At 59.3% G+C, this 26,717-nt stretch carries 27 protein-coding genes; 23 read left to right on the forward strand and 4 right to left on the reverse strand.

What is annotated here, in order from left to right; all coding sequences use genetic code 11:
* Window positions 1-49 precede the first annotated feature (49 nt).
* The gene (locus RSF91_RS16945) at window positions 50-328 is read left to right on the forward strand and encodes a hypothetical protein (RefSeq protein WP_332569524.1); all 279 of its coding nucleotides are present in this window, start codon (window positions 50-52) and stop codon (window positions 326-328) included.
* A 53-nt stretch (window positions 329-381) separates the two neighbouring features.
* Here the strand turns inward: RSF91_RS16945 and RSF91_RS16950 are convergent, their stop codons facing one another.
* Window positions 382-675, reverse strand: a complete 294-nt coding sequence (locus tag RSF91_RS16950) for a hypothetical protein (protein ID WP_332569525.1) — start codon at window positions 673-675, stop codon at window positions 382-384.
* Window positions 676-719: 44 nt separating this feature from the next.
* Between RSF91_RS16950 and RSF91_RS16955 the strand changes: the two genes are divergently transcribed.
* From RSF91_RS16955 to RSF91_RS16985, 7 genes are read left to right on the forward strand one after another with little or no spacing between them, the layout of a single operon-like run.
* Window positions 720-1,037: a hypothetical protein gene (locus tag RSF91_RS16955; protein WP_332569526.1), complete on the forward strand. Its 318-nt coding sequence runs from the start codon at window positions 720-722 to the stop codon at window positions 1,035-1,037.
* Complete coding sequence (locus tag RSF91_RS16960; RefSeq protein WP_332569527.1) at window positions 1,034-1,750, forward strand: phage antirepressor KilAC domain-containing protein; 717 nt, start codon at window positions 1,034-1,036, stop codon at window positions 1,748-1,750. Before RSF91_RS16955 ends, RSF91_RS16960 begins: the two co-directional genes overlap by 4 nt.
* The gene (locus RSF91_RS16965) at window positions 1,747-2,676 is read left to right on the forward strand and encodes a helix-turn-helix domain-containing protein (protein WP_332569528.1); all 930 of its coding nucleotides are present in this window, start codon (window positions 1,747-1,749) and stop codon (window positions 2,674-2,676) included. The genes RSF91_RS16960 and RSF91_RS16965 overlap by 4 nt, the downstream gene beginning before the upstream one ends.
* Entirely contained in the window at window positions 2,669-3,460 is a 792-nt protein-coding gene (locus RSF91_RS16970) for a hypothetical protein (protein WP_332569529.1), read from the forward strand. The genes RSF91_RS16965 and RSF91_RS16970 overlap by 8 nt, the downstream gene beginning before the upstream one ends.
* The gene (locus tag RSF91_RS16975) at window positions 3,453-4,037 is read left to right on the forward strand and encodes a hypothetical protein (protein ID WP_332569530.1); all 585 of its coding nucleotides are present in this window, start codon (window positions 3,453-3,455) and stop codon (window positions 4,035-4,037) included. Before RSF91_RS16970 ends, RSF91_RS16975 begins: the two co-directional genes overlap by 8 nt.
* Window positions 4,037-4,666 (forward strand): hypothetical protein, encoded by a 630-nt coding sequence (locus RSF91_RS16980; protein WP_332569531.1) that lies wholly within the window; start codon window positions 4,037-4,039, stop codon window positions 4,664-4,666. The genes RSF91_RS16975 and RSF91_RS16980 overlap by 1 nt, the downstream gene beginning before the upstream one ends.
* Window positions 4,667-4,685: 19 nt before the next feature.
* Window positions 4,686-5,210 (forward strand): hypothetical protein, encoded by a 525-nt coding sequence (locus tag RSF91_RS16985; protein WP_332569532.1) that lies wholly within the window; start codon window positions 4,686-4,688, stop codon window positions 5,208-5,210.
* An 11-nt stretch (window positions 5,211-5,221) separates the two neighbouring features.
* Here RSF91_RS16985 and RSF91_RS16990 read toward each other — a convergent pair whose 3' ends face one another.
* A complete protein-coding gene (locus RSF91_RS16990; RefSeq protein WP_332569533.1) occupies window positions 5,222-6,298 on the reverse strand; it encodes a hypothetical protein in 1,077 nt (358 codons plus the stop codon).
* A 115-nt stretch (window positions 6,299-6,413) separates the two neighbouring features.
* Here RSF91_RS16990 and RSF91_RS16995 point away from each other — a divergent pair, with 115 nt between their 5' ends.
* The 10 genes from RSF91_RS16995 (at window position 6,414) to RSF91_RS17040 (ending at window position 17,104) form a co-directional block, all read left to right on the forward strand.
* Window positions 6,414-6,917: a GIY-YIG nuclease family protein gene (locus tag RSF91_RS16995; protein WP_332569534.1), complete on the forward strand. Its 504-nt coding sequence runs from the start codon at window positions 6,414-6,416 to the stop codon at window positions 6,915-6,917.
* Window positions 6,914-7,594: a hypothetical protein gene (locus RSF91_RS17000; protein WP_332569535.1), complete on the forward strand. Its 681-nt coding sequence runs from the start codon at window positions 6,914-6,916 to the stop codon at window positions 7,592-7,594. The genes RSF91_RS16995 and RSF91_RS17000 overlap by 4 nt, the downstream gene beginning before the upstream one ends.
* A 41-nt stretch (window positions 7,595-7,635) precedes the next feature.
* A complete protein-coding gene (locus tag RSF91_RS17005; protein WP_332569536.1) occupies window positions 7,636-9,165 on the forward strand; it encodes a terminase in 1,530 nt (509 codons plus the stop codon).
* A 5-nt stretch (window positions 9,166-9,170) separates the two neighbouring features.
* Window positions 9,171-11,264 (forward strand): portal protein, encoded by a 2,094-nt coding sequence (locus RSF91_RS17010; RefSeq protein ID WP_332569537.1) that lies wholly within the window; start codon window positions 9,171-9,173, stop codon window positions 11,262-11,264.
* A gap of 30 nt (window positions 11,265-11,294) precedes the next feature.
* On the forward strand, window positions 11,295-12,362 hold the full coding sequence (locus RSF91_RS17015) for a hypothetical protein (protein ID WP_332569538.1): 1,068 nt from the start codon (window positions 11,295-11,297) through the stop codon (window positions 12,360-12,362).
* Window positions 12,363-12,532: 170 nt separating this feature from the next.
* Entirely contained in the window at window positions 12,533-13,633 is a 1,101-nt protein-coding gene (locus RSF91_RS17020) for a N4-gp56 family major capsid protein (RefSeq protein ID WP_332569539.1), read from the forward strand.
* A 66-nt stretch (window positions 13,634-13,699) separates the two neighbouring features.
* A complete protein-coding gene (locus tag RSF91_RS17025; protein ID WP_332569540.1) occupies window positions 13,700-14,098 on the forward strand; it encodes a hypothetical protein in 399 nt (132 codons plus the stop codon).
* 82 nt (window positions 14,099-14,180) lie between these two features.
* A complete protein-coding gene (locus RSF91_RS17030) occupies window positions 14,181-14,657 on the forward strand; it encodes a hypothetical protein (protein ID WP_332569541.1) in 477 nt (158 codons plus the stop codon).
* A gap of 15 nt (window positions 14,658-14,672) precedes the next feature.
* The gene (locus tag RSF91_RS17035; protein WP_332569542.1) at window positions 14,673-15,350 is read left to right on the forward strand and encodes a phage adaptor protein; all 678 of its coding nucleotides are present in this window, start codon (window positions 14,673-14,675) and stop codon (window positions 15,348-15,350) included.
* A 2-nt stretch (window positions 15,351-15,352) separates the two neighbouring features.
* Window positions 15,353-17,104 (forward strand): hypothetical protein, encoded by a 1,752-nt coding sequence (locus tag RSF91_RS17040; RefSeq protein WP_332569543.1) that lies wholly within the window; start codon window positions 15,353-15,355, stop codon window positions 17,102-17,104.
* Window positions 17,105-17,134: 30 nt separating this feature from the next.
* Here the strand turns inward: RSF91_RS17040 and RSF91_RS17045 are convergent, their stop codons facing one another.
* A complete protein-coding gene (locus RSF91_RS17045) occupies window positions 17,135-17,767 on the reverse strand; it encodes a DUF4124 domain-containing protein (RefSeq protein ID WP_332569544.1) in 633 nt (210 codons plus the stop codon).
* A 139-nt stretch (window positions 17,768-17,906) separates the two neighbouring features.
* Complete coding sequence (locus RSF91_RS17050; protein WP_332569545.1) at window positions 17,907-18,398, reverse strand: hypothetical protein; 492 nt, start codon at window positions 18,396-18,398, stop codon at window positions 17,907-17,909.
* A 331-nt stretch (window positions 18,399-18,729) separates the two neighbouring features.
* Here RSF91_RS17050 and RSF91_RS17055 point away from each other — a divergent pair, with 331 nt between their 5' ends.
* The 5 genes from RSF91_RS17055 (at window position 18,730) to RSF91_RS17080 (ending at window position 26,540) form a co-directional block, all read left to right on the forward strand.
* Entirely contained in the window at window positions 18,730-19,452 is a 723-nt protein-coding gene (locus RSF91_RS17055) for a hypothetical protein (RefSeq protein ID WP_332569546.1), read from the forward strand.
* Window positions 19,418-20,308, forward strand: coding sequence for a hypothetical protein (locus tag RSF91_RS17060; protein ID WP_332569547.1), 891 nt, complete (start codon window positions 19,418-19,420; stop codon window positions 20,306-20,308). The genes RSF91_RS17055 and RSF91_RS17060 overlap by 35 nt, the downstream gene beginning before the upstream one ends.
* Window positions 20,309-21,355: 1,047 nt before the next feature.
* Window positions 21,356-23,104: a hypothetical protein gene (locus tag RSF91_RS17065; protein WP_332569548.1), complete on the forward strand. Its 1,749-nt coding sequence runs from the start codon at window positions 21,356-21,358 to the stop codon at window positions 23,102-23,104.
* A gap of 1,697 nt (window positions 23,105-24,801) precedes the next feature.
* Window positions 24,802-26,394 (forward strand): hypothetical protein, encoded by a 1,593-nt coding sequence (locus tag RSF91_RS17075; RefSeq protein WP_332569550.1) that lies wholly within the window; start codon window positions 24,802-24,804, stop codon window positions 26,392-26,394.
* Window positions 26,394-26,540, forward strand: coding sequence for a hypothetical protein (locus tag RSF91_RS17080; protein WP_332569549.1), 147 nt, complete (start codon window positions 26,394-26,396; stop codon window positions 26,538-26,540). The genes RSF91_RS17075 and RSF91_RS17080 overlap by 1 nt, the downstream gene beginning before the upstream one ends.
* Window positions 26,541-26,717 lie beyond the last annotated feature (177 nt).

The following is a 26,717-nucleotide window of genomic DNA, read 5'->3' on the forward strand; positions in this document are numbered from 1 at the left end:
TTGTTAGCTTGGGCTTGCGTTATTTGTTAGCTTGATCTAACATTTGTGCATGAATACATCTGCAATCCAAGTTATTGATGCGTTAGGAGGCACTGCGGCTGTGGCTCGAATCTTTGAGATTGCGATGCCGAGTGTCAGCGCCTGGAAGGAGGATGGAATCCCTCCTGCTCGCATGATGTTTTTGCGCGTTGCGCACAAGAAGGCGCTTGCTGGCTGCGATCTCCATGCTGCGACTGCCAAGGCATCCCGTGAACGCATTTCGCATACCCAAACCACCCAAGAGCTGGCGCAGCCCTCCACCTCTACCAAGGAGGTGGGCAATGACTGATTTGGAAGCCCACGACCGTTCTACCGCTCGCCTGGAAGCAGCCAAAGAGGGTCTTAGGAGTTCAGCTGCTCGTACTGCTGCTGTATGGGCTGAAGTGCTGCAGCAAACGACTGAATCAGCTCCTCGGGAACAGCCTGAGCCAACAACACCGCGCTGTGATGTTCGCCAAGCACTCGCAAATTGGCTGCGAAGACTGGCTGCTGTTCTGGGGGCATGGAGGAAATGAGTGCGCTGATGCAAACACGCATGGCTTGCACATGTCCGTTCAGCTCGGCCATTACTTTTTGTTCTGGCGAAAGATTTTTCATGTCTACCCCTCCCGGGAATGGTTGTGTAGGAGCTTCCATTCTGCCCCGGGAGGTGGTGGGCACCCATTTCAAGGAGGTCACGCATGGCTGACCCAATCCAAAACCAAAACGAGGTGCCTGCGTTCGCCCGCGGCATTGCAGGCCCGCTTGGAAAACTGACCTGCGACGCCAAGACCAAGATTGATGAAGTCACCTACGAGCTGTGGCTGCAGCACTGCAATGCGCGTGGCCTGGATACGGCTGGCGTGCTGCGCGACTGCATCTATGCCTTGGTGCATGGCAAGACGTATCGGCAAATGGTGTTGGAGAAGATCAACCATGAAGCCAAGCGTATCGACGCGATGACTCAGCTCATAGGCCCGTTTGGGGCCCCTGAATTGCTGGGGGACCGCAAACAATGAATACAGTTTCCAATATGACGCCAGCGGCCATACCGCTGACGATGAGCAGCCGCGACATTGCAGAGCTGACCTGCAAGGATCATTTCCACGTGATGCGTGACCTGCGCGCGATGCACGGCCAACTGGGCGCGATGTTTGGTGGGTCTATCCAACCTTGGATACACCCCCAGAACGGCCAGACCTACGACGAGTACCTGCTGGACAAGGACACCAGCCTGACGTTGCTGCTGGGCTATGACGTTGTGGCGCGTATGAAGGTGGTCAAGCGCTGGCAGGAGCTGGAGGCCCAGCAAGTCCCCAAGCTGCCCCAGACCATGGCTCAGGCACTGCGCCTTGCAGCCGAGCAGGCCGAAGTGCTGGAACAGCAGGCCGAGCAGCTGGCGCTGGCTGCGCCCAAGGTGGAATACGTGGACCGTTACGTGGCTGCCAATGGCGCCATGGGCTTTCGCCAAGTGGCAAAGCTGCTCAATGCCAAGGAGCCTGAGTTTCGCGCCTTCTTGGAGGACAACAAGATTCTGTACCGTCTGGGTGGGGTGCTGACGCCGTACCAGATCCACACTGAAGCGGGCCGCTTTTCCATGAAGACCGGGGTGAGCGAGCAGACTGAGCATGCATTTGCCCAGGCGCGCTTTACCCCCAAGGGTGTGGAATGGATTGCAGGGCTGTGGGGTAAGCACAAGGCTACGCTGGCGCTGGAAGGCGGTGCCGTATGAGCACGATCATCATGGCGGCCTGCTGGCCCCTGCAGGGCATGAGCGCATCGCAGAAAGCGGTGCTTATCTCTCTGGCTGACCAAGCTAATGACGACGGCGTGTGCTGGCCAGCGGTCGGGACGATTGCGGCTCGTACTTGCCTGTCCGAACGCGCGGTGCGTGATGCACTGGCTTGGCTTCAGGCTGCTGGTGCTGTGTTCCGCGAGTACCGCCACAACACCAGCACTTACTACACCGTCTGCCCCAAGCGCTTTGATCCGAGCAAGGCTCCGGTGGAGAGCAAACGCACCACAAAGCGCAAAACCAATGTGGCGGCAAATGCCGCCCCCCCTGCGGCTGCCGCCCCGGGTGCAGATGCCGCCCCACCGGCAAATGCCGCAGTACCCCCGGCAAATGCCGCCCCACCTCCGGCAAATGCCGCAGGTCTAGAGGGGCAAATGCCGCCCCCAAATCATCAGTTGAACCATCACTTAACCGCCAATGAACCCTCTCCGCCTGCTGCGCAGTCGGCCCGAGGTGGGGGAAAGCAGGAAAAAGCTGATGAGGAAACCGCACTGCAGGCTGCGTGCAAGCACACCTGGGCTGCATACAACCAGGCCTTTGAGCAGCGCTACGGCGTCAAGCCTGTTCGCAATCAGGTGGTGAACGCCAACGTGAAAACGCTGGTCAAGCGCCTGGGCTATGAGGAGGCTCCACTGGTTGCCGCGTGGTACGTACTGAGCGTGAACGAGTCCTTTGTGGTGAAGAACTCCCACGGCGTGGGCGTGCTGGTCAACCAGGCCGAGGGCTACCGAACCCAGTGGGCGCGTGGTCAGGCCGTGACGGCGACGGCTGCGCAGGCGGCGGACAAGAGCAGCGCGAACTTTGACGCCATCGAAGAAGCCAAACGCCTGTCGCGCCAGCGCAAGGAGGGCGGCAATGCTTAACGAGCACGACACCGACACCGACTGGCTGATCGAAGAGTTGGGCGCGACCATGGAGCTGTCTGGCCAGCAGATCCGTCCTGCTGCGCTGGCGCTGCTGGCCTCTGACCTGTCCCACATCGAAAAGCCGCTGCTGCGCATGGCGCTGGCTCGCATTCGTGCCGAGCACAAGGGCCAGATCCTGACCGGTACCGTGCTGCAGTACGTGGACCATGCCATGGGCCGCTTGCTACCAGCCGAGGCTTATGCGCTGGCGCTGTCGAGTGCTGACGACCGGGCCACCATCGTGTGGACGAACGAAATTGCCGAGTCGTGGGCGATTGCTGCACCGCTGCTGGGTGCCGGCGACAAGTTCGGCGCACGCCAGGCCTTCATTGAGGCTTATGCCCGTGTCACCGGTGAAGCCCGCGCGCTGCGCCAGCTGCCCAAGGTACAGGTAAGTCTGGGCCACGACCCAGAAGGCCGCACTCGGGCGATACAGGAGGCCATTACCGCAGGCCGCTTGCCGGGTGGTCTGGATGCCTTGCCCAGCGATGTGCGCCAGCAGCTGCAATTGCCTGCGCCGCGCTCTGCACTTGCGCTGCCCGCGCCTGAATCGGTGGAGAGCGCATCACAACGCACCGCCCTGCAAAAGCTGGCCCAGCTGCGCGATGAGATTGCAGGCCGCACGGACCGCCGCACTCGGGGTCAAGTGCTGGCCCGTGCTGACCGCATGGCGACGAGCCGCGCCAAGCGCAAGACGGCAGAGCGCGTGCAGGCCTTCCAGCAAGGAGGGGTGCATGAGTGAAAAACGATCTACCACCGCACTTTCTGGAAGCCAGGGATCATCTGGTGCAACTGGCAATGACGCCGGGATGGTGGCAATACTCAAGGCACAGGGCTATGGAGTTGGAAGAGGAATCCGTGACACATGGGCACGGCCTGTGGTCGGGAATGCGGGCAGCGGTAAAGGCCGAGCTGCAGCGCCTGGGGTTCAGGCCGCACCCGGACGAACTCAAGCCCCTGTAGCTGCCAAGGACCCCAAAGCCGCGATGTACGCCAAGGGCCGCATGAAGGCTGGCGAGATGAACGGCACGGAGCAGGCGTATCACGACCACCTGGCCCAGCGCCAGCACGCCGGGGAAGTCGCATGGTTCAAGTTTGAAGCCATGACCTTCAAGCTGGCCGACGACACCCGCTATACGCCTGACTTCATGGTGATGCTGGCTGATGGTCAGCTGCAGGCGCATGAGGTCAAGGGTTACTGGACGGATGACGCGAGAGTCAAGATAAAAGTGGCAGCAGCGCTTTTCCCGATTGAGTTCATTGCTATCAAAAAGAAGGCGAAGAAGGACGGCGGCGGCTGGGAAAAGGAGGTCTTCTGATGGTGGACTTAGCCTTTTTCGGCAAGAAGGTGCCCCAGGCCGACGAGCGAACATTGATGCGTCGAAGCCCCATGAACCCAGGCAAGGGCTTCAAGTCTCGTGGCTCATGGGCTGGCGCTGGGCGCCCTGACGAGCAGGACGAGTGCCATCACTACGAGCCCGGGCAGTCAGAAAGCCGTGAGCAGCGCTTAGTAGAGCGGGCCGAGCGCCAGCTGGAGAGTGCGCGCGCAACGGCAGGCATGGTGAGCACGAATGTAGTCATGTCGTCCGGGCCTGGTGCCACGGGCATTGCCATCCTCAAGGAATGCGCGGTTCAGAGCGAGCCCTACCGGCGGCTTGTGGCCCAACTACCTTGCCTGTGGTGCGGCATCAGCGGCTATAGCCAGCATGCCCATCTCAATATGGGTAAAGGGCTGGGCCTCAAGACGGATGACCGCACAGGCTTCCCGCTGTGCTGCAGCCGCCCTGGCATTGAGGGCTGCCATGTGGCCTATGACAACTACCGACTACTGGAGAGCGGAGGGCGTGAGGCCCACCGTGAGTACGGCCTAGAGGCAGGCCGCTTTACTCGTGAACAGATATGGAAAGCGGGACTCTGGCCAAAGGGTGTTCCGCGCTCGATTAATTGAAACTAACTCGGGGATGATGATGACCGACACGCAAAGCAACAACAAGACCAGCCGCCAGATCATCTGGGATGCCATCGTGGAGATGGATAGCTTGGGGCAGGCTATTTCTCGCCAGCGTCTGGTGGAAGTAACCCGGCTGCCTTTTCATGTGGTCGATGACCATGTGAGCCGAATGATTGAGGTAGAGGGGACTTTGCGCCGCGTGGTGAGTGGGGTGTTTGAAATGGTGAAGGGGTATCTTGCCCCTCGCGCCGTTTCTTTCACAGACTTGGATGATGGCCAGACGCTGATCGAAGTGGGGGATCAACAACTTCGAGTCTGGCCGCGCGAGTTGAGAATCATTGGCCTTCGGACAAGCGGGAACGCCCAGCAATTCGCCGCGCTGCAGATGCAGCATGACGTTGGGATGATGAGTCATGAGCAGATGTTGCAGCAAGTGGCGACGCGGCGCGAGCAAGCGGCAAAAATAAAACAATTGGAAGACCAACTGTCCAAGCAGAAATCCGCAGTCGGCGAATCTTCAAAGCAAAAAGACTTAATATAAAATTGAACTAATTAATTAGTGATTTCTTTTTCTTCTACTAGATAAAAACCTAAGAGATTTAAAAATACTCCAACACGTGCAGCAGAGGGAGAAGCGGTGAATCCTCTTTCACCTACGCTAGTAATGAGGTTCATTGCATATAGATTATTCATCGTGTTGTTTAGGTTCTTGACTCCAACTTCTTTTAATCTCTGGTATATTGTTTCATTGAACTCTGTATATGTTCCGGTTTTGTAACTGTCACTTCTTAGTAATAATAGAGATGCAATCATATCCTGGTCATAAATTGCATCCTTTTCTAATAGTTTTCCGTCGCTATTTGTTTTGATTGAAATCTTTGGGGTGATTGGATATCGAGTCTCTAAATATCTATTATTTACGATGTCGTCGGTATTTGGTAGGATTTTTAGGCTCTTGCCGGGTGATATTCGCTCTATTAGATCTATTGCAAGATTTTTGTCAATTTTATTGAAATCTACTACTTGGGTGAGTGGCGTTAGCTTTGTTTTTAAAGTTTGTTCTCTGTCTACTGAATCTTGGTGCTCTTTTGATAAAGTCTTTATTTTCTCATTGGTTTTTGCGAGCTCTTCTGTCGAGTTTGTGATCTGCTCGGATAGCCGCGCTATTGTCACCTGATCCGCTGTATACGATGCGGATAAATCTTCTTTTTGCTTGAGGAAACTATTTTTTTCTTTAAGCATTGTTTCAAGAAGCATCTTTCTGTCACTATCGGAAATTGGCCTGTTCCCCATTTCGTTTAGTAGATTATTTCTATTCTTGTTAAATGTCTTTTCGTGATGAATTGCTACTGTAGAGAGTAGATTTGGGAGTAGATATATCCATATCACCGAAAAAACCAGCGGTGCTACGAGGAAATCTAAAATCCTATCGAACCCAGATGGGTAAAGTGTGTGGTTTATATAATCTAATTTCGACTTCCATCCACCATCGCCAGTAGATACAAGAATTATCAGAAGTTGACTGTTCCACAAACACCAAGATATTACGATTGAACTAATTAGTGGATTTCCAAACCTATCTTTTAAAGTTTGCATTACACCCAGTAAGAAATTTTTTGCGTCATCCATGTATTTTCCCCTCCAGCTGAAATTGTAATTAAGTTGTTACATTGTATGAATTGTATGCAAAGAAGTCCCCCCTCTAAGGTTCGACCGAGCCAAGAAATGCCGGAACACTCGCGGCATGTCTCAACAGAAACCGATTGATAGCGTCGACGGCACCCAAAAGCATGTGGACTGGGGGCGTATAAAGAGTGATTACCGCGCAGAAGTCAAAAGCCAGCGCGAGATTGCACGCGAGTACACGCTTACCGAAGGAGCCATTCGCAAACGCGCCAAGCGCGATGGCTGGACGCGGGCGCATGCACCTGAGTTACAGCCGGTAGTATTGGCGGAAGTGGATGCCTTGGACCGGGCTGGCTTCGTCTATGTAATCTACCTGCAGGATTCGGCTGCCGAGCTGTTCTACAAGATCGGCATGGCTGCCTCGTTTACCTCGAGATTTACAGCACATCAGTGCTCGTCCCCATTTCCAATCTGCATAGCTTGCGTTTACTTCGTCGGCAACATGCGCGCAGAAGAGCGCGAACTTCACCGTATTTTTGCAAAGCAACGTGTGCGCGGGGAGTGGTTTCGACTGTCCGATTGCGATCTTCAGAAGATTGCTGGGAGGGCGAAGCTGGTATGACACGCAAGGTGATCGACTGGGAAGCCGTTGAATATCAATACCGGGCGGGCATCCGCTCTCTCAAAGACATTGGGGGGGAGTTTGGCGTTTCCGATGCGGCCATCATCAAGCGCGCAAAGCGTGATGGCTGGACTCGAGACCTTCAGGCGAAGATCCAGGCGAAGGCGGATGCGAAGGTTAGCGCAGCGCTGGTTAGTGCCGAGGTTAGCGCGCAAACCAAGGCCACAGAGCGCCAAGTCATCGAAGCCAATGCAGAGGCGGTGGCCAACGTCAAGATGGCGCATCGCCGTGACATTGGCCGTGCCCGCAACATCGTCAACAGCTTGCTGGACGAGCTGGAGGTGATGGTGGGCCAGGAGCAAGTTGAGCGCCTGATGGTGCTGGGCGACCTGCTGCGGAGCGAGGACGAAAACGGCAAAGACCGGCTCAACGACCTCTACCACCAGATCATCAGCCTGCCGGGCCGCTCCAAGGCCATGAAGGATATGACTGCCTCTTTGCAGGCACTGGTGGGCATGGAGCGCACCGCCTATGGCATGGATGACAAGCACCTTGCTGCGACTGGTGGCGTGATCAAGGACATGACGGACGCAGAGCGAGCTGTGCGTCTTGCCAATCTGCTCAAGAGCCCCAATGCAGCCGGCGCACTGGCCCAGGTGCTGGGGGCTGCCAAGTGAGCGTATTGGGAGAGTTAAGCACCGCCGACCTAATCAAGGTCGTGCAATCACTTGACCCCGAAGCGCGGCGCCAGCTGGATGAACTGCTGCTGTCGGGAGATGCCCCCCTGTGGGTGCCCCAGCCGGGGCCGCAAAGCGTTGCCTATCTCAGCGATGCCGACATTATTTTTTACGGGGGCGCGGCGGGCGGCGGTAAAACCGATCTGCTGCTGGGCCTGTGCCTGACCACACAAAAGCACAGCATCATTTTTCGGCGTCAGTCGGTGCAGCTGACAGGCATCGAGGAACGCATGAGCAGCATCCTTGGCAGCCGCACGGGCTATAACAGTCAGGATGGTGTCTGGCGCCTGCCTGGTGGGCGCGTGATGGAGCTGGGCTCCGTCAAGGACGTAGGCGATTGGATGAAGTACCAAGGCCGCGCCCATGACCTCAAGGCCTTTGACGAAATCACTCACTTTGCTGAAACACAGTTCCGCGCGCTGATCGGCTGGTTGCGCTCGGACGATCCCACGGTGCGCCAGCGCGTTGTTTGCGCGGGCAACCCTCCCACAGAGCCCGAGGGCGAGTGGGTCAAGCGCTTTTGGGCTCCATGGCTTGAGCCAACTCACCCCAACCCGGCCAAGCCAGGTGAGCTGCGCTGGTTTGTCACCAATGAGAAGGGCGAGGACCAAGAGGTGCCCGGCCCTGAGTTGGTAATGGTGGGCAAGGATGAGGTCAAGCCCAAGAGCCGCACCTTCATTCCTTCCAGCGTCAACGACAACCTGTTTCTGCTGACCACGGGCTACAAGTCCACGCTGCAGTCCCTGCCAGAGCCGCTGCGCAGCAAGATGCTCAATGGCGACTTCAACGCCGGCAGCGCAGATCCTGCATGGCAGACCATCCCCACGGAATGGGTCAAGGAAGCGCAGGCGCGCTGGGTCAAGCGCGACACCAAGGGTGAAATGACCGCACTGGGCTTTGACCCGTCGCGCGGCGGTATCGACAAGTCCTGTATCGCGCGGCGCCACAGTCAGTGGTTCGACGAACTGGTGAGTGCACCAGGCGTGGTGACCAAGGACGGCCCCACGGCTGCAGCGTTTGCCGTGCCGCTGGTGCGCGACGCCGCGCCGATCTGCGTGGACTCCATTGGTATTGGCTCCAGCGCGCTGGACTTTCTCATTGGCCTGAACCTCAACGTGTTCGCGGTCAACGGCGCTGAAGCGTCCACCGCCATGACCAAGGCCGGGAATCTGCGTTTTCGCAACCGGCGCGCCGAAATGTATTGGCTCTTGCGCGAAGCGCTGGACCCCACGGCACCCGACCCCATTGCTTTGCCACCAGACCCCGAGCTGCTGGCCGACCTTACAGCCGTTCGCTACAAGGTGGTGACCCTCGGCAACACCACTGCCATCTTGATGCGCAGCAAGGACGAAGTGCGCGAGGTGCTGGGCCGCAGCCCGGACAAGGGCGATGCGGTAGCCATGACGTTCGTAACAGGCATTCCGCGCCCAGCCAAGGGCAAGAAGGAAAAGAGCTGGCGCGACAGGCTGCTCAAAGGCCGCAACAACAGAGGATCGGCCCAGGCCGCATAAACACCATGGATCAGATCGCACAAGAGAACTGGGCGCGCTATCGCTACGGCATTGACCGTGGCCATCGCGGCTACACGGAGCAGGCAGCACGCTGCGAGGGCATGTACCTTGGGGGTGGGGAGCAGTGGCGCGAGGAAGATAAGCGCGTGCTTGATGAAGAAGGCCGCCCCTATTACGAGTTCAACCAGATCATGCCGGCCATCAACACGGCCCTGGGCTACCAGATCAACAACCGCATGGACATTACCCTGCGGCCGCGCGGCGAGAAGGGCGACCCGGAGGTGGCCACCATCCTGAGCAAGGTCATCAAGCAGGTCAGCGATAGCAACCAGCTGCATTGGGTGGAAACGCAGGTTTTCGGGGATGGCCTGATCGAGCAGCGCGGCTACTTTGATGTGCGTCTGTCCTTTGACAGCAACATCAAGGGCGACATTGTGGTGAGCTTTGCCGACCCGCGCGATGTGATTCCTGACCCGGACGGGAAGACCTATAACCCTGACGACTGGGCTGATGTGACCTGGCCGCGCTGGCTGACCAAAGAGGAAATCGGCCAGATATACGGCAAGAAGGCGGCCGACAAGGTGGAGAACGACGAGAACCAGAGCACTGACTTTGGTGATATGGACGGCGAGACACCACGCAACAAGTTTGGCTGGAGCGGCTTGCAGGATGCCTATTTCATGGGCGTGGACGGCATCAAGCGCTATCGCGTGATCGACCGCCAGCGCTGGGTGTACGAGATGACGCCTTGCCTTGTGTTTCCACTGACCGGCGATGTACTGGTGGAAGAGAGCATGTCGCAAGAGTCCGTGCAGGATGCCTTGAGCAAGGGAGCGGTGCGGGCGCGGCGCATGAAAAAGCGCGTCAAGTGGGTGGTCAGCACCTGGTGCAGCGTATTGCACAACGAGTTCAGCCCCTATGAGCATTTCACGCTGGTGCCGTACTTCGCCTATTTCCGGCGCGGCAAGACGCGCGGCATGGTGGACAACGCTCTTGGCCCGCAGGAGGTGGTGAACAAGGCCGTGAGCCAGTTTGTGCACATCCTCAATTCCAGTGCCAACGGCGGCTGGATGGTGCAAGAGAACTCCTTGACCAATATGGACACGGAGGATCTGGAAGAGGACGGCGCGCGAACTGGCTTGGTGGTGGAGTACGCCAAGGGCGCGACGGCTCCCACTCGTATTCAGCCAAGCACGGTGCCTGCGGGTGTAGATCGGCTGATCGATCGCGCGACGCTGGCCCTCAAGGAAACCACGGTGCCGGATGCCATGCGCGGCAACCAGGGCTCGGAGGTGTCGGGCATTGCCATTCAGAGCAAGCAGCACGCAAGCCAGCAGCAACTGGCCGTGCCATTGGACAACCTGGCCTTCACGCGCGGCTTGCTGGCCAAGCGCATCTTGAAGCTGATTCAGCGCTACTACGACAGCCACCGGGTGTTTCGCATCACGGAGACAGACCCGCTGACGGGCAAGGAAGTGGACAAGACGCTGGAGATCAACAAGTTTGACCCGGAGACTGGCGCCTACCTGTATGACGTTACCGTGGGCGACTATGACGTCGTGATCGGTGAGCAGCCCATGCAGGTCACCTTTGAGAACAGCCAGTTCCAGCAGTGCATTGAGATGCGCGAGAAGGGTATTCAGATCCCTGACCGTGTGGTGCTGCGCTACAGCAACCTGGCCGACAAGCACGAACTCATCGAGAACCTGCCCGATCCAGCTCAGCAGCCTGCAGACCCCACTTTGGAGGCCAAGGCGCGACTGCTGGATGCCCAAGCACGCAAGACCGACGCCGATGCCCAGAACAAGGATATGCAGACCCTCTACACCGGGCTGCAGACCGCGCAAGTCATTGCCCAAACACCGCAGACCGCGCCACTGGCCGATCAGTTAGCTCGCTCAGTGGGCTTTCAGGACAAGGACGCGGCGCCCATCGTGCCGGCGGTCGATGCGCAGGCCGAGGGCGCGCCCATCGTGCCATTCCCAGAGAACACCAGTCCCATGGACCCTGCGATACCGCCGGGCGCTGCGACAGGGGCCACCGGTGCCATGGCCGGCATCGAAACACAGCGCGCTGACGGCCTGCTGCCAACCCAATAAACAACCACTGACCAAAGTAAAGGAACCACCATGTCCAAGATCCTGCGAACCCTGCTGACCCGCTACATGAATGCCGCTGACGGTGAGGGCAACGACCTGCCAGGCGGCAACCATCTGGATGACGACGACTACAAGCCAGGCTCTCCCGAAGACCGCGGCGATTTTCTGACGCCGGACGAGCCTAGTGCGGCCGCATCGACCACGGCAGCACCAGCACCACCTGCTCAGGCTCCCGCTGCAGCGCCAGCACCTGCAGAAGCTGCTACTCAGGAAGAAGTGGCAGACGCGGCAGACGATGGCGCCGAGGGCCGAAATTCCGGCTCAGTGCCTCACTCGCGCTTCAATGAAGTCAATCAGCGCCGCAAGGAAGCTGAGCGCCTGCTGGAGCAAGAGCGCGCCGAAAACGCGCGACTGCGCAGCCAGCAGCAGCCACCGGCAGCAGAGGCGGTGGAGGAAAAGGAAGGTGCTTCAGGCACCAAGCAGGCCGAGCAGGCACAGGACTTCGACTTTGACGCCAAGGAAACGGCATACCTCGATGCGCTGATGGAGGGTGAGACAGAAAAGGCCATGAAGATCCGCCGCGAGGTCAATGCTGCTCTGGTGGATCAGGCCCGTAGTAATGCCAAGGCCGAGGCGCGCGCTGAACTGGAGCAGGCAGAAGCCCAGCGCAGCCATCAGGCAGCCATGAAGGCGCTGGAGGACGAAGCGCAAACCGTGGTGAAGGCCTATCCCTACCTTGATACCGAAGAAGGTGAGGTGGCTGCAGAAATGATCATCGAGCGCCGCAATGCCCTGGCGGCCAAGGGAATGGCTCCTCATCTGGCATTGCGCGAAGCCGCTGCATTGATCGCTCCGCGCTTTGCGCCAGCAGGCAGTACCCCGGCTAAGGATTTGAAGTCGGGCGCGCCACAAGCAGACTCCCGAGAAGCCGCAGCCCGTACCCGTGGTGCACAGGCCTCAGTGGCCCAGCCCCCAGTACCCGCTGCAGGCATGGGCAACCGAGCGACCGGCACCGATACCACGGATGTGGCGCAGATGGATGACGATCAGTTTGATCGCTTGCCAGAGGCTGAAAAGCGCCGTTTGCGCGGCGACTGAGGCCAGGCAACCCGCCACAGATTCGCTCACTGTGGCGGGCCAAGAACCCGACGAGCGTATTCGTCTGCAAGACCGCGACGTAAAAAGGTCTGGCTCCTTGACTGCCTAAGTCATGTCATCGCATTAAGGGCGGCGCATGTCCCAACAAGTCAAACACTTTGGAGCATGTTATGCAGACGAATTTCGCAGCACTGACCCCCCAGCAAAAACTGGTTTGGTCCCGTGATACCTGGAGCGCGGCCCGCGACCAGATGTTCATCAAGCGTTTCATGGGCAAGACCCCGAACGCGATGATTCAGATCATCAAGGAGCTGACCAAGACGGAAAAAGGTGACCAAGCCTTGATCCAGCTGGTGGCCGACTTGGTTGAAGACGGCGTGATCGGTGACAACGAGCGCGAAGGCAACGAAGAGGCCATGCAGTCGTACAGCCAGATCATCTCGCTGGACCTGCTGGCGCACTCGGTCAAAAACAAGGGCAAGCTGGCCGACCAGCGCACGGTGATCAACTTCCGCGAGCATGGCCGTGAAAAACTGTCGTACTGGCTGGCGAACCGCACCGATCAGCTGGCATTCCTGACGCTATCGGGTATCGGCTTTGCCTACAAGAACAACGGCTCCGACCGTATCAAATCGCCATTCCCTCAGCTGTCGTTTGCTGCTGATGTGAAGGCTCCCAGCGCCAAGCGCTCGCTGATGTGGGATGGCACCACTCTGCAGCAGTCCAACACCGGCAGCATCACCAGCGCATTCCTGCCCACCTACACCATGATCGTGGACCTGATCGCCTACGCTAAGGAGCACTATGTGCGCCCCTTGATGGATGGTGGTAAGCAGTATTTTGTGCTGCTGGTGGCTCCGGGCACGTTGGCCAACCTGAAGAAGGACCCCGACTACCAGCGTGCTGTGGTGGCCGTGGCAGCTAAATCTGGTACTGATTCGCCCTGGTTCACGGGCGCGACAGTGACCGTGGACGGCGCCGTGCTGCACGAGCACAACCTGGTCTATACGACCAAGGGCGCGGCGGCTGGCAAGAAGTGGGGCGCTGGTGGCAATGTCAACGCCACCCGCACGCTGCTGTGCGGTGCACAGGCCATGGGCATGGTGGATCTGGGCGCGCCTGACTGGGTGGAAAAGCTGTTCCAGTACGACAGCCAGCAGGGCATCAACGTGGACAAGATGATCGGCCTGCTCAAGCCCCAGTTCCACTCCATCTACGACGATAGCGTCGAAGACCATGGTGTGGTGGCCGTAGACCACTACATCCAGTAATCCCCCCGCTGCCCGTGGCCAGGTGCGGCGCGGGCAGCTCTCCCTTGATGATGAAGGAGCGCGATCATGACTCTCAAACTCAATTCCGGCCGCCAAGAGGCCATTGTGGCCTACGTTGATATTTCTGCTGGCGATCTGGTCAACGGCGTGGCTTCCAAGGCCATTGAACTGCCCGCAGGCGCAGTGGTGATCAGCGGCGGTGTGGTGGTGAAAACCGCATTCAACACCGCGACAAGCGCCACCCTGAAGGTAGGCGACAAGGCCGATGACGACCGCTACACAGCCGCTGCAGTGGACCTGAAGACTGCCGCAGTCACAGCGCTGAGCCTGACGGGCTACACAAACAAGGTGGGCGAGAGCCTGCAAGTCACGCTGACCGAGGTAGGCGCGGCAGCGACCTTGGGCAAGGTCCGCGTGCATGTCAGCTACTACGTGGAAGGCCGCGCGGCTTTCAGCCAGGGCTGATTGGTTTTTGCAGTGGTGGGCTTTGGCCCTTTCCCGGCGGGCTTGCCCGCTGGGCTTTTAAACCTCAACCAGAGACATTCCCATGAAATTCCGTTCCCCCGGCAGCCAAGCGCTGCATATTGCCTTGCTCAGCGGGCACACCCTCGCCATTCCCCCCGAAGGCGTGGATGTGCCGGCTGAGTTCCGCCGCGAGGCCATCGCCAAGGGTGCTGAACCTATGGCAATCGAAAGCATTCAAGACTCTCCCGCTGCGGTGGCCGCCTTGACTGCGATGCTGGCACAGAGCGCGCCAGCCGGTGCAGTCATTGGCAGCAATGGCAGTGCCCAAGACGATGCCGCTGCTGCTGCCGCAGCTGCTGAAAATCGCAAGGTCATGATCAAGGCCGCGCTCAAGAGCATGCTGGAAGGCAACAACGAAGCTGACTTCACGGCTGATGGCAAGCCCAACCTGAATTCGCTCAAGAAGGTAGCGGGCTTCAATGTGGCGCGCGGCGAAGCCGATGACGCATGGGCTGAACTGCAGGCCGAGCTGGACGCCGAAGAAGCCAGCAAGCAGTAACGAGCAGGCGCGACCATGAACCTTGAACAACTCCTTGAGGCGTCTCGGGTAGCTCTGCAGGACCAGCATGAGCCCTATTTGTGGGCTGATGAGGTACTTGTCGGCTACCTCAATGAAGCCGTGCAAGAGGCATGCGAGCGCGCCAAGCTCATCGAGGACGCGACGACAGATGCGGTTTGCCGCATTCCTGTCATCGCTGGCCGGGCGTCCTATGCACTGCACTCCAGTGTGTTGGAGGCGCGGCGCATCGCTTTCAATGGCCGCGTCCTGACTGAAACCAGCTTTCAGGATTTGGATGCACATGACCACGCTTGGGAAACCCGTCAGGGCACACCCAACCGTTTTATCTTCGAGCAAGCCACCAGCGCGGCCGTGCCTGTGATTCGGCTGGTACCTGCGCCAGCCATTGACGGGTTCCTGCGCCTTACGGTGTATCGAGGCGCGCTGAAACCATTGATTGTTGGCGTTGAAACAGACACGCCAGAAATTGCCGACCGCTTTCACGTCAAGCTCATCGACTGGGTGTGTCGCTGCGCTTACCTGCGCCCGGACCCGGACGGCTACGACCCAAACAAGGGGCAGACCCATGAAGCGCTGTTTGAGCGCAATTTCGGTGCGCGCCCTGATGCCAATGTCCAGCGCAAGCGCCGCGACAAGCACCCGCGCATCGTCAAAATGAAAGGCAGTTGGTAGCCATGGCCACCGTTCTTGATGACAAAAAGCAGGCGGCCAGCAAGCTGGCTCAGTATGTGAACCATCGGGCGCCTAATGGTCCGCCAGCGATGGAGGCACCGCGCCAACTGGGCAACACTGCTGCCCCGCAAACAGGCCTACAGACCACCGGATACAGGCCAAACTTCACCATGGGTGGAGGTGATCCGCTCAACGTGCAAAGTCGGGTTGTACCTGAACCCAATGGAGTGGCGGACGCAAGACCCAAATACAACCCGGCCAATGCTTCGCCAGAAGCAAAGGCCTGGCAGTCAGAGCGCGCGGCTCAGACCGCGCAGCAAGCTCCAAGGACTGCCCCAGCATCCAGTGCAGCACAGCCCATTGCCCAAGGTGCAGCCTATCGTGCGGGCTCTGTAGTGGGACGCTTGGGTGCAGTAGCCGGGAAAGCGCTGAGTGCCATCGCTGCGCCCGCAGCGCTGGCTAGTACCGCTACGGCTGTTGGCGAAACACCGACAGAGGCCTATGAAAAGCGCTTCGGCTTTGGTCCAAACAACAACGAAGGCATTGGAGGCTTGGCGCGCGATGTGGGCGTGCGTGCTCTCGGCGCTGCTTCTGATCTGGGTGACGCCATGACTCTCGGCCTGGCCGGGAAGTACCTGTATGCCGATAAACAGCCGGGCGCGATGCCTGCTGCCTCTCCGGTTGTGGTGCCGGAATCAATGGGGGCAGCCGCAGTGCCTGCTGCTTCCTCGCCCAATAGTGCTCAGGTCAAGCCCGGAATAACAAACAACATCGGAACCGCACCGGCGTCAGCAGTGGCGGCGCTTGCTGGTAGCCCCAACTCAGGCGCTGAATTGCCTGATGGTGTTTTCAAGCATGGGCGCGGTTCAGGTATGGGTTTCGCACAAGGCTTCACTGGCCAGCCCAATGCGCAGAACCAGCGCGCGGCGGCTGGCCTTGCCGCGATGAATTCCCCAATCCTTGCAGAGCAGCAGGGCGGAGTGCCTACCTATAGTGCGCCCACGGTGGCTCACAGCGGCAATGACTGGGCCGCGCGAAACAATCTGCGCAATCTGGAGGTCAGCGCCAGCAGCATTACGAATCGTCCTGAGTGGCGCAGTGGCAGCAGCACCTCTGCCTGGGGCTCACGCCATCAGCAAGGCATTCCTGACCCCGATGGAAAGATTGGCCGCTTCAATGCCGCCCTGCAGGCGGATTTGGCTGCACAGGGCAAGGTGCCGGATATGCAGCACAAGACCAATGAGCTCAATGCAGGTCTGCGCCGTACAGCCATGGCCGAAGCAGGTGCTGATCGCCGGGCACAGGGGCAAGTGGGTCTGGGTCTGGGGCAGTTGGCCTTGGGCGCACAGCGCAACAACCTGGATGCCCAGCGTATTAACAGCGATGAGCGCCTGCGCGAGCCGCAGATTCGCGCCGCTGAGCGCTTGGGGCAGATGCAGGATGCTTACCTCAACGCCAAGACGCCAGAGGAACAAGCCGCGATTTCTGCTCAGATGCGCGCTTATTCAGGCAAGGACTCCGACAGCTGGAAGGCCGTCGCGCTGCAGGGCGGTACCGATGCCCAAGGCAACAAGACCGAGAGCATGCTGGGTGCAGTCAATGAGCGGACGGGGGAAATGAAGCGGATGGGCAGCGGCACAAAACCTGCGCCTACGGCTCACAATATCGCCGCCTTACGCGCAAGCCCCAAACTTAAAGAGCAATTCGATGCGCAATTTGGTGCAGGGGCTGCTGAAAAAGCCTTGGCGCAATAGCAAGTCTTCGAGTGACTAGGTCGTTTGAAATCAGGGGCATTGAACCATGTTGCCGATCATCTGACAGGCGCGACCATTTTGATCAATCAGCAGCGACCCAGTGCGGTTGTACACCTGCCCGCTGGTGTCGTTACAGAAGCCGCCGTTGCAGTTGGTGATGTGTGTCGAACGTCCGGGCTTCACGATGACTTTCGGAGGCTCCTGCATCAATTGGGTATTCGATCCACAGGCTGCGTTCACATTGCTGATGGCTGCATTGGTGCGCATGCGCTTTTCGTCTTGAGAGATCGTTCGGACACTCGATACAAATTCCAGCTCCTTACGGGCTTCTTTACACGCTGGTGAGTTGGATTGCTGCTGGGCCGATGGCGGAGTGCCGGATGCTTGTTGGTTGATAGCACGCTGCTGAGTTTCGAGTTGGCGTTGCTCCATCTCGCGCATCTCTTGTTGATATTTGCGCTCGTTTGCTTCAGCTGCCTGCATTCGTTCCTGATAGATTTCCTCGTTGGTGCGCTTGCGCTCTACCAACCCGCCCGCTTGGTTTGCCATGCATGGCCTATCTGAAAGTGTCGTGTTTCCCGCAGAGTCCTTGCAACGATACACTTGGGCGACTGCGGAGTTCGCCAGAAAAACTGAGATTAGAGCCAAGGCTAAAAGTCGCATTTGTCCCTCATGGAGATGTTAATCCGCTTCATGCGACTGGAGGCAGAAGCGGCTTCCGCACATCAATATCAAGCACCTGTTGCCTAAATAGCCAAAAATCGCAGTGTTGATGTACGGCTTTCAACGCGCTGATTCGTGATCAATGGAGTTGACGGTTGCTGACCATTTCCGAGTGCAGATCATTGATTTGCATGGCAACTTTGTCTCCACCTGACCAGTGACTCAACATGATTTCCCCGGATTTAGTAAAGCGATGGCCAATTCTGATTGAGTAAGAGCGAAACATCCAGCTGAACAGCGTTGGGAAGTAGGTCGCATCGTCTATGTCACGCCACTTGACTCCCCGAGTGCCCTTGGTCCAAGGCAGGATGCCGCTGTATATCCAGACGCCATTAGTGTCTGTGTAGAGGTTGTAGCTTTTGAGTACAAGCAAACGGTAGATTGTCCAAGCAATACCAAATATGAAGAAGATATAGCCAACTACAGGAGAGAAGAGGCTTCCAACGCCAAGCGCAATTAGAGCCACGAATAGCCCAAATACTCCTGTAATTGCATAAGCAGTCCAGGCTTTTCCTCCAAGGTTCATATATCCATCTTCATTGGCGTCAATGTTGGTTTGAGCTTGTTCCAATTTCAATCCCTCCGTTAGCTTTAAATATTCGAGGATTATTGCGATTACCTTGTATTTACAAGCGGATTTAGATCAATTTCAGGATCAAAGGTGTCTGCACTTGCCACCCGGCTAGGGTTCGACGTAGGCGTACGAACTGAGGTGTCATGATGGGATGAACAAGAATCCTTTTTCTGATCCGAAATTTGGTGCACCGAGCAATTCGGCCAAGGCGGCAACCAATCCGTTTGAAGATCCTGATTTTGGGAAGGAGTTACAGGCACCTGGTTTGCTCCGGAGTGCGGGGGATTCCGCCATTGCTTTGGGTTCAGGCATCACCCAAGGCGTCCAGATGCTCACGGATGTGGCTGGCGCTGACAATGCTGCATCGCGTGTGCTAGGTAAGGCGACGAGTGCGCTGACTGATTTGGAATCGCCTTACACCAAGGCCAAGAAGCAGGAGCGCGCCGCGAAGATCAAGGTGGCCGAGGATTCTGGCAGCACATGGGAAGAGGTGAAGGCCTATGCCGGCAGCTTCGCCGATGCGCCACTCGACACCACATTGAATGCCTTGGGCACTTCTGCTCCCTCGCTGGCTGCCGGCTTGCTTTCCGGTGGTGGCGCAGGAGTTGCCATTGCCGCGCGCGCGGCCCAAGTTGGCCTAGGGGCGGCTCAGGGCGTAGGTGGCATCAAGGGGCAGATCCACGACAGCGTGAAGCAAAAGCACTTGGATGCGGGCGCGACTGAGGAGGATGCCAGCAAGCGCGCCGATGAAGCTCAGGCGTACACAGGGCCCAACGCATCAAGCATTGCCTTGGGTGGCGCGTTGGGAGCTGTGGCTGGAAGTACCGGTTCTGAAAGCGCGGTGCGGCGATTGGCGGGGCAGCGTGTGGCAACTGAGGCTGCAGAAAAAGCAGCTCCAGGTGTGCTGCGTTCAATCGTCGCGGGCGCTGCAAAAGAAGCCCCGATGGAGATGCTGCAGGGTGTTGCTGGGCAGGCTGCGCTGGAAGGACTGGCCTCTGCTCCTATGGGCGGAGGCTTTGGCGCACAAGGGCGCGGCCCAGCGCCAGAGTGAGGGGGCCGCTGCTTTTGCTTCTGGTGAGCCGCGCACGCCACCGGAATCGATCAAGAGTGTGGTCGCCAAGGCTCAGTGGGTGCGTGGTTGGAATGTGGCACAGGCGCAGGCGCAAGAGGCGTCAGCGGGGCTGGTCCTTGCTACCGAGTCGTCAGGCATGCCAGCCGATCATCCGGGCGCGGCGAATGACGTGGGTCAGGAATCCACACTTTATGCAGATGACAACGGCAATGTCGGCTCCACGCCGCAAGCAGTGGTGCAAGCTCAGGAGCAGGTCGATGCTCCCGCAGTCCAGGCTGACCCCACCGCCACTGCTGGCGCGGTGTCCGAGGGCGAGGGTGGGGCGAGCGCTGGCCCTGAACTTGTAACCCAAACGGCTCCAGAGTTGCTCGAGCAGCAGCTGACCCCCTCTCAGGCCATGGGCCTGGATCCGAAAGCAGGCGCGCTGTCCAAGGCAGCAGCCATGGCCGTGGATTCTGGCGCTTCCCCGGTGGTGCAACCCCAGGCCGCACCAGTGGCAGGGCAGGCTCCCTTGCAGCAGCAGGTCGCGCCAGCGGTACCGGCGGGCGTGGACCCGGAAACCGGCGAGGTATCGCTGCAGGCGCAGATGGACGCTCTCAAGGGCCGCATTGCCTTTATGCAACAGCAATGCGCTGCAAAGCCAGCTGACCAAGATGGAAGTGCAGGCCGCTGCAGGCAAGACGCAGGGCGCATCGACCACGGGCGCGCCAGCTCAGGCTCAACTGACTGGCATCAATCAGATTCTGGCCAAACAGATTCCCGCCATGAGCGAGCAGGAGCTGCAGCAGGCCATTGCCCATTACGGCCCCAATCACAAGCGCACACAGAAACTTGAGAAAGCACTGCAAGCGCTTGCGCAGAAACCGCTAGAAGCTATTGAAACAGGAGCAAATCGCAGTGTCTCTCAAGCCGATCAAACCCAGCAAGGTGGCGCGAAACTGGCGCAAGCAGGAGCAGCGCAAGCTGGCCAAAATGCAGCCCAGGGCGTAGCCGATGGCGCCCCCTCGACTGTCAACCCTGGAGCGCAAAGCCAGAACGCGGGCATTGCGCAAGCTCAAGCGAAAATCGCAGAAGCTGCAGGCGCGGCGACAGCAGCCGTAGCCAAGGCAGCCAAGATCGCGCAAGAGGGTAATGCGGGGCGAGAAGCCCAGCGCCAGCGCCAGCGCCAATTGGATGCCAGCGAGCGCTGGATGCGGATGACCATGGTAGAGCGCCAGGCCGTGACGGCCACGGCACCGGGCCTGAACCCCATTGCGCGCAAGAACTTGCACACGCGGGCATGGGCAGACATTGGCGAGAAGGTGCGGGATAAGCTGCTGGATTCTCTGGTGAAACCGGTTGTAGCGCTTACTGGTAAATCGCAAGAAGCTATCGAAAGTGAAGCAAAAGCAGCGCCGCAAGCCATCTCCGGAGATGCGCCTGCGAAGCCAGCCGCGCAGCCCGTGGGCGATGAGAAGCCGTTTGCGGCAGAGACAGGAACGCTGGGCATCCCGCGCGCCGACATGCCCCAGGTGCCCGCGGCCAACCATGGTGGCATGGTCAAGCACCTGAATGCCCAAGGCATTGCGCACGAAACCACCATGGTGGACGCGGCTGAGCTGAAGCCTACCCAGGCGGAATATTCGCCGTCCAAGGTGGAGGCAGCGAAGACGGCCGGCGGTGATCGCGCGGTGATTGTCTCGAGCGATGGCCACATCATCGACGGCCATCACCAGGCAGTCGCGGCAGCCGAGGAAGGCAAGCAGGTCAAGGCCATCGTGCTGGATGCACCGGTGGAGAAGGCGCTGGAGGCGGTGAAGGCTTCGCCCAGCGCGAATGCACCAGCACCAGCACCAGCGCAGGCCGCTTCAGTGCAGGAGCAGCCGATAATGATGGCTTTCCCATGTCTGAAGCGGTGCAGAGCTACAGCGGGATTTCGCACACAGGCCGCAGTCGCGCCAATGGGGACAAGCAGGCCTTCGACAAGTACATGGAGTCGGCACATGCAGCTGCTGAAAAGCTCGCCACCACCGATGCCCAGCGCGATGCCTTGGCTGCAGCTACAGACAGCCTGCGCGCTGACTACCTGCAGCAGTACCGTTCTTTGATGAATGCCCGCGCAAGCACCTACAGCGGCTTTGTGGCCGGGCGCGGCAACCTCAACAGCAAGCAGGCCAATTCGCGCAACAGTGCGCTGGACAAGGCCATGGAACGCTTTGATAGCTGGTCTGGTGATAACGCAGACCGTGTGAGCAAGGCTGTGCTGGCCGCGCGCACCCCTGAGCAGGTGAAGGCCGACCATGACAAGCTGGCTGCCAGCATCAAGGAGAAGGCCGACAAAAAGGCCGCAGGCCTGAAGGCTCAGCTGCTGAAGTTCCTGAGCTTCAAGAGTGGCGAAGAAATGCCCTATGGCAAGAGCGCCATCATCACCAAGGTCAGCTATGACCGCGACGGCTACCCCAGCAGCCTGACTTTCAAGATGGCTGATGGCTCCCCTGTGAGCGATGACAAGCTGGACCTGGTGGATGCTCTCAAGGACAAGGGCGAAACGCTGGCCCAGGCCAAGGCGCGAATTCGCGCTCTGGTCGATGAGGTGCGCGCCGAGAACCCCGAGCTGATCAAGGGTGTGGGTGCGATGCGGGCGGCAGTCTCAGCCAAGGCTGCGAAGCTGGCTCCGAAGGCCGAACCAGCAGCTGCCCCTGTAACTGTTCCTGAGACTGCGCAGGCCTCATTCCTTGACCGCCATAACGCCATCGAGGGAGGCATCAATGCAGGCACGCTGGCGCTGGATGACTTCAAGAGCACGTTTGCCGAGCTGGAGGCCAACCAGGATGCTGTGATGGCAGAGCTGCAAAAGCTCACCAAGGATCAATTGTTGCGCGCGGGCGGCGCGATGTTTGCCTATCGCATGGTGAACGAGAAGAAGGACGCCATTGTGCTGGCGGCCTATCAGAAGATGCTGGACACCTATGCGCTGGGCCGCAATTACGGGCCTAGCAGCTACTTTCTGTCGGCAGACTCCATTGCCAAGAACAAGGCAGAGAAGGCCCAGGCACTGCGCGAGCTGGTGGGAAACACCACTGCAGAGGATCTGGCTGCCCGTGCGGCAGAAATCAAGGCAGCGCGCGACGAGTACAAGGCCAAGCGCGAAGCTCAGGCCGAAGCACTGGCCAACCCCAAGACCTTGCAGGACTTCCGCGGCTTCATGAGCCACTGGACGGAGCAGGGTGACACCCGTGATGCGGCATTCTTGCGGCTGAGCGCCGTGCCCAAGTCGCGGTGGCCAGCGCTGGCAATACCACTGCCGGTGAAGTCATTGCGACCAAGCACACCAAGCACGGGCATGACCTGTTTGTGGTGCAACTGGCTGACCGTGTGGAGCGCGATGCCTATGACACCCTCAACAGCAGCGCCAAGCGCATGGGCGGCAGCTACAGCAGCTTCCGGGGCAATGGCGCGGTACCGGGCTTTCAGTTCCGCACCCGTGAGGCAGCCGAGGCCTTCCAGAAGCTGGTGGCCGGTGACACGGCACAGGCTGAGCAGGTGGTCAATGAGCGCCGCGATGCCTTTGCCGACGACAAGAGCCAGACGGCGGTGGAGCGCCTGCGCACCATGGCCGAGGCCTTGGATCAGGGCGCCGATGAGCAGCTGAATGCCGAGCGCAAGACCAACACAGCACGCCGGGCACGGATGGCCAATGCGGCAGAGGATGTGGCGAACGCGAACAAGGCCTTTGCAGGCACGATGCGTAATGTGGCCGATGCGATTGAGGCAGACAAGGCGCAGTTCCTGAGCGGTATTCGCACAAAGTCCCAGCTTTCGCAACTGCTGCAGGCATTGCGTGCGGCCAAGATCGATCAGCTCATGGCCAAGCATGGCTCTTGGGCAGCGGTCGAAGACAACAAGCACGCGCCCATGGATAGCGAGACGGTGGACTTTGCCAAGTTCCCCCGTTTTGAAATGTTCCGCAGCGATTTGGCCAACCTTGCGCGCCAGCTGCTGGAGATCGATGGCGGCAAGAAGATGGGCGCGGCCTTGGCGCGCTTGGCTGACGATGTGACGGACGCCTACACCAGCTGGGCCAAGGACAACTTGCTGAGCGTGAGCCACTTTGGCAACAAGACCGCAGGCGGGTTTGCAGAGTTCGCAAGCAAGGACATGGCCGAGCGTGCCATCAAGCGCAGCGGTCTGGTGGGCAAGGCCATCGTGCTGCCCATCAAGCGCGGTCAGAACCGTGTGGTGCTGTCTCCCGGTGAAGCCATGCAGCGTGGTCTGTGGCAGGGTGATGGCGACAAGCGCCTTCAGCTGGGCATGGAGTTTGTGGAGGATGTGGCCAAGCTGGGCAAGCGAAAGGGCTCCAAGGTGCTGGCGCTGCCGTGGCAGCTGGAAAGTGCTTTGGAGAACCGCCAGCGCTTGCAGCGCATGGGCATTCAGACCCCGGCAGAGTTCCGCAGCGCGTTGCGTGAGCTGCAGGCACTGCGCCAGGATCGCGCGCAGCCTGATCGCGTCAAAGAGCTGGAGCGCTCCATGGTGGGGCGCGCCAATGACGGACTGGACTTCTTCCCCACCAGCACTGCTGTGGTGCAGAGCATGCTGGACGCGGCCGAGATTACCGAAGGTATGGCGGTGCTGGAGCCATCAGCGGGCATGGGGCACATTGCCGATGCCATCGTGGCCGAGTCTGGTGTATGGCCGGATGTGGTGGAGCTGTCGGGCAGCCGCCGCGAGCTGCTGGAGGCCAAGGGCTTTCAGTTGGCAGCGGCCAATGACTTCTTGGAAATGCAGCCGCGTGGCTTCTATACCTATGGCGACACCTTCCGCGCGCCGGATGGCGCCGAGGGCATCATGCGCGGCATGGGTGGCCTGGGCAGCCAGCGCGTGCGCCTGGAGGACGCCGAGGGCAACCGCCTGGGCCTGTATGACCGCGACGAACTGACCGGGATTGCGCTGAACGGCGCGGCTTCGGGCTATGACCGCATCATCATGAACCCGCCTTTTTCGGACGGGCGCGATATTCAGCACGTACAGCACGCCTATAGCCTGCTGCGCCCAGGCGGCCGCATTGTGGCCATCATTGGTGAGGGTGCATTCTTCCATTCCAACAAGCGCGCCGAGGGCTTCCGCGAATGGCTGGACGAGCGCGGCGCCACCAATGAAAAACTGCCCGATGGCTCCTTCATGGACCCTAGCCTGCCTGTGAATACAGGCGTGGCCGCCCGTATGGTGGTGATTGACAAGCCGGAGGGCGATCAGCAGCTGGCAGCGCGCGCAGAAGACGATGAAGCACAGATTGCCAACTTCAGCGACAAGGCCGTGCCATCACCGCTGGACACTTTCCCGGCGGGGTTCATGGCCGAGCTGGCCGCTGCAGACGATTTGTTTGCCTACCCATCAGTGCACGCTGGTTCTGCCGAGGCTGCACTGCGCCAGGTTGATCCAACGGTCAAGCTGGTGGGCGAGGTCACTGCCGAAGATGAGCGCCGCGAGAGCGGGGCGGATACCAAGCTGCTGTTTCGCACAGGCAATGGGCGCGACTTCTATGTGTTTGAGAAGGGCGACGAGTTCTGGCTGGATGTGAGCCGCTTGGGTGAGGGTGATGGCGGCAATGCCATTTATGCGGCGCTGATGGACTATGCCGCGACCAATGACAAGGTGTTTATTGGCGATCCAGCCGGGCTGTCCGACATTGGCATGCGCCGCCGCCTGGAGGCCATGATTTCCTCTGCTATCAAGCGCGGCAGCACCGACCACATGGAGCCTCACGCACGCCAGGTGGCCGGCGACGAAGCTCTGGGAGTGCCTGCCCTGAAATGGCGTGCCGGTGATACCATCGGCAACATCCAGCGCATGATTGATGTGTCGCTGGCATCTATTTCCGCCCATGTCCCTGAATTCCAACGTGCCCGCTATGACTTCGCCACAGGAACCTTCCGCAGTTCTCAAGGCGCACCCCTTTCTGGTGAGGTGCTACGAGGGTGGGCATCTAAGTTTGGCCGAGTGCGAGCGGCAGGCGCAGGGGAGCGAACGCTTAAAAGAGGCATTCTCCTCAACACCCTTCTACGCACAGAGGGCGGCCAAAGACCCGGACTACTGGAGCAAGCTCTACGGCAGCCGGGCCAACTGGTAAGCGAGCAAGCCCAAGGCATTTTCTACAAGCTGGGTACGGCCAATCAGCGCCGCCCGGCCAGCACGCAAGACAAGGCCGTGATGCAGGCCATTGCGGATGGCAAGAGCGCCCGTGATGTGTTGCGAGTGGTGGTCAGTGGCTCCAAAGACCCATTCCTGCGCCAGACCGCCCGCCTGCTGCTGAAAGCAGGTATCACCCCCAGCATTGAGTTCGGCCATATCGGCAAGACCAAGAAGGGTGACCCCATCCACGGCCAGTACCGTGGCAAGAGCGACACCATTGCCATGGCGGGCAGCGCCGAGTACGCGGCCGAGCGCATCTTTATGCACGAAGCCATGCACGCGGCCACCATGCGCGCCTTGGCCAAGCCCGGCCTGCCCAAATTGCAGTTGCAAAAACTGCTGCAGCATGTGCGCAAGCAGCCAGGCGCGGCAGGCTTTTACGGCATCTCGGACAAGCAGGGGAACGTGGACGAGTTTGTGGCCGAAGTGTTCACGAACCCGGATTTCCAGAAGGCGCTGCGCCAGATGAGTGCGCTTGCTGGTGGCACGCTCAAGACGGCATGGGACGGCTTTGTCCGTATCCTGCGCTCCATTCTGGGCCTGCCCAATGACTCCACCAATGTGCTGTCGCAAGCGCTGGAGCTGGGTGTGGCTGCCATGCGTGAGGACATGGTGCTGCGCAAGCAAGGCGCGCGCGCTGACCGTTCACCCCCTGTAACTCGCGCACTGTGCGTTCGAGCACCACACCCCAGCTATCACGGGCTTTGGCTGCGGGCATCTGAGCCACATAACTCAACAAAAGGAATCGTCTGATGCCCAAGCCAAACTACCAGTTTGAAAAACGTCAACGAGAGCTAGAGAAGAAGAAAAAAAAGGCCGAGAAAGCCCAGAAGAAAGCTACGGCTCCAGAGGACAGTTCGCCATCTGTGGCATCTGAGACGTTGGCTGAAAACAAGTAGCAAAGGCCAAGGTGGTTTACCACGTCAATTCATCGATGCTGTGAATTTATACATATGTGGTACACTACGCCTGTCGGGGAAAGATGCTGGCACCTAGGATAGGTGGCTGGCCCCCGACGCGGAATATCGCGAGGTGGAGCAGTCTGGTAGCTCGTCGGGCTCATAACCCGAAGGTCG

It is taken from the genome of Comamonas sp. (genome assembly GCF_036643215.1).
Lineage (GTDB): Bacteria > Pseudomonadota > Gammaproteobacteria > Burkholderiales > Burkholderiaceae_C > Comamonas.

Coding starts and splice junctions, on each gene's coding strand:
- RSF91_RS16955 (WP_332569526.1), top strand. CDS start 720: ATGGCTGACCCAATCCAAAACCAAAACGAGGTGCCTGCGTTCGCCCGC.
- RSF91_RS17020 (WP_332569539.1), top strand. CDS start 12,533: ATGCAGACGAATTTCGCAGCACTGACCCCCCAGCAAAAACTGGTTTGG.
- RSF91_RS17075 (WP_332569550.1), top strand. CDS start 24,802: ATGGCCGAGCTGGCCGCTGCAGACGATTTGTTTGCCTACCCATCAGTG.
- RSF91_RS17015 (WP_332569538.1), top strand. CDS start 11,295: ATGTCCAAGATCCTGCGAACCCTGCTGACCCGCTACATGAATGCCGCT.
- RSF91_RS16945 (WP_332569524.1), top strand. CDS start 50: ATGAATACATCTGCAATCCAAGTTATTGATGCGTTAGGAGGCACTGCG.
- RSF91_RS17010 (WP_332569537.1), top strand. CDS start 9,171: ATGGATCAGATCGCACAAGAGAACTGGGCGCGCTATCGCTACGGCATT.
- RSF91_RS16975 (WP_332569530.1), top strand. CDS start 3,453: ATGAGTGAAAAACGATCTACCACCGCACTTTCTGGAAGCCAGGGATCA.
- RSF91_RS17000 (WP_332569535.1), top strand. CDS start 6,914: ATGACACGCAAGGTGATCGACTGGGAAGCCGTTGAATATCAATACCGG.
- RSF91_RS17080 (WP_332569549.1), top strand. CDS start 26,394: ATGCCCAAGCCAAACTACCAGTTTGAAAAACGTCAACGAGAGCTAGAG.
- RSF91_RS17055 (WP_332569546.1), top strand. CDS start 18,730: ATGCTCACGGATGTGGCTGGCGCTGACAATGCTGCATCGCGTGTGCTA.
- RSF91_RS17040 (WP_332569543.1), top strand. CDS start 15,353: ATGGCCACCGTTCTTGATGACAAAAAGCAGGCGGCCAGCAAGCTGGCT.
- RSF91_RS16950 (WP_332569525.1), bottom strand. CDS start 675: ATGGAAGCTCCTACACAACCATTCCCGGGAGGGGTAGACATGAAAAAT.
- RSF91_RS16985 (WP_332569532.1), top strand. CDS start 4,686: ATGACCGACACGCAAAGCAACAACAAGACCAGCCGCCAGATCATCTGG.
- RSF91_RS16990 (WP_332569533.1), bottom strand. CDS start 6,298: ATGGATGACGCAAAAAATTTCTTACTGGGTGTAATGCAAACTTTAAAA.
- RSF91_RS17065 (WP_332569548.1), top strand. CDS start 21,356: ATGTCTGAAGCGGTGCAGAGCTACAGCGGGATTTCGCACACAGGCCGC.
- RSF91_RS17035 (WP_332569542.1), top strand. CDS start 14,673: ATGAACCTTGAACAACTCCTTGAGGCGTCTCGGGTAGCTCTGCAGGAC.
- RSF91_RS16970 (WP_332569529.1), top strand. CDS start 2,669: ATGCTTAACGAGCACGACACCGACACCGACTGGCTGATCGAAGAGTTG.
- RSF91_RS16995 (WP_332569534.1), top strand. CDS start 6,414: ATGTCTCAACAGAAACCGATTGATAGCGTCGACGGCACCCAAAAGCAT.
- RSF91_RS16960 (WP_332569527.1), top strand. CDS start 1,034: ATGAATACAGTTTCCAATATGACGCCAGCGGCCATACCGCTGACGATG.
- RSF91_RS17045 (WP_332569544.1), bottom strand. CDS start 17,767: ATGCGACTTTTAGCCTTGGCTCTAATCTCAGTTTTTCTGGCGAACTCC.
- RSF91_RS16965 (WP_332569528.1), top strand. CDS start 1,747: ATGAGCACGATCATCATGGCGGCCTGCTGGCCCCTGCAGGGCATGAGC.
- RSF91_RS17025 (WP_332569540.1), top strand. CDS start 13,700: ATGACTCTCAAACTCAATTCCGGCCGCCAAGAGGCCATTGTGGCCTAC.
- RSF91_RS17030 (WP_332569541.1), top strand. CDS start 14,181: ATGAAATTCCGTTCCCCCGGCAGCCAAGCGCTGCATATTGCCTTGCTC.
- RSF91_RS16980 (WP_332569531.1), top strand. CDS start 4,037: ATGGTGGACTTAGCCTTTTTCGGCAAGAAGGTGCCCCAGGCCGACGAG.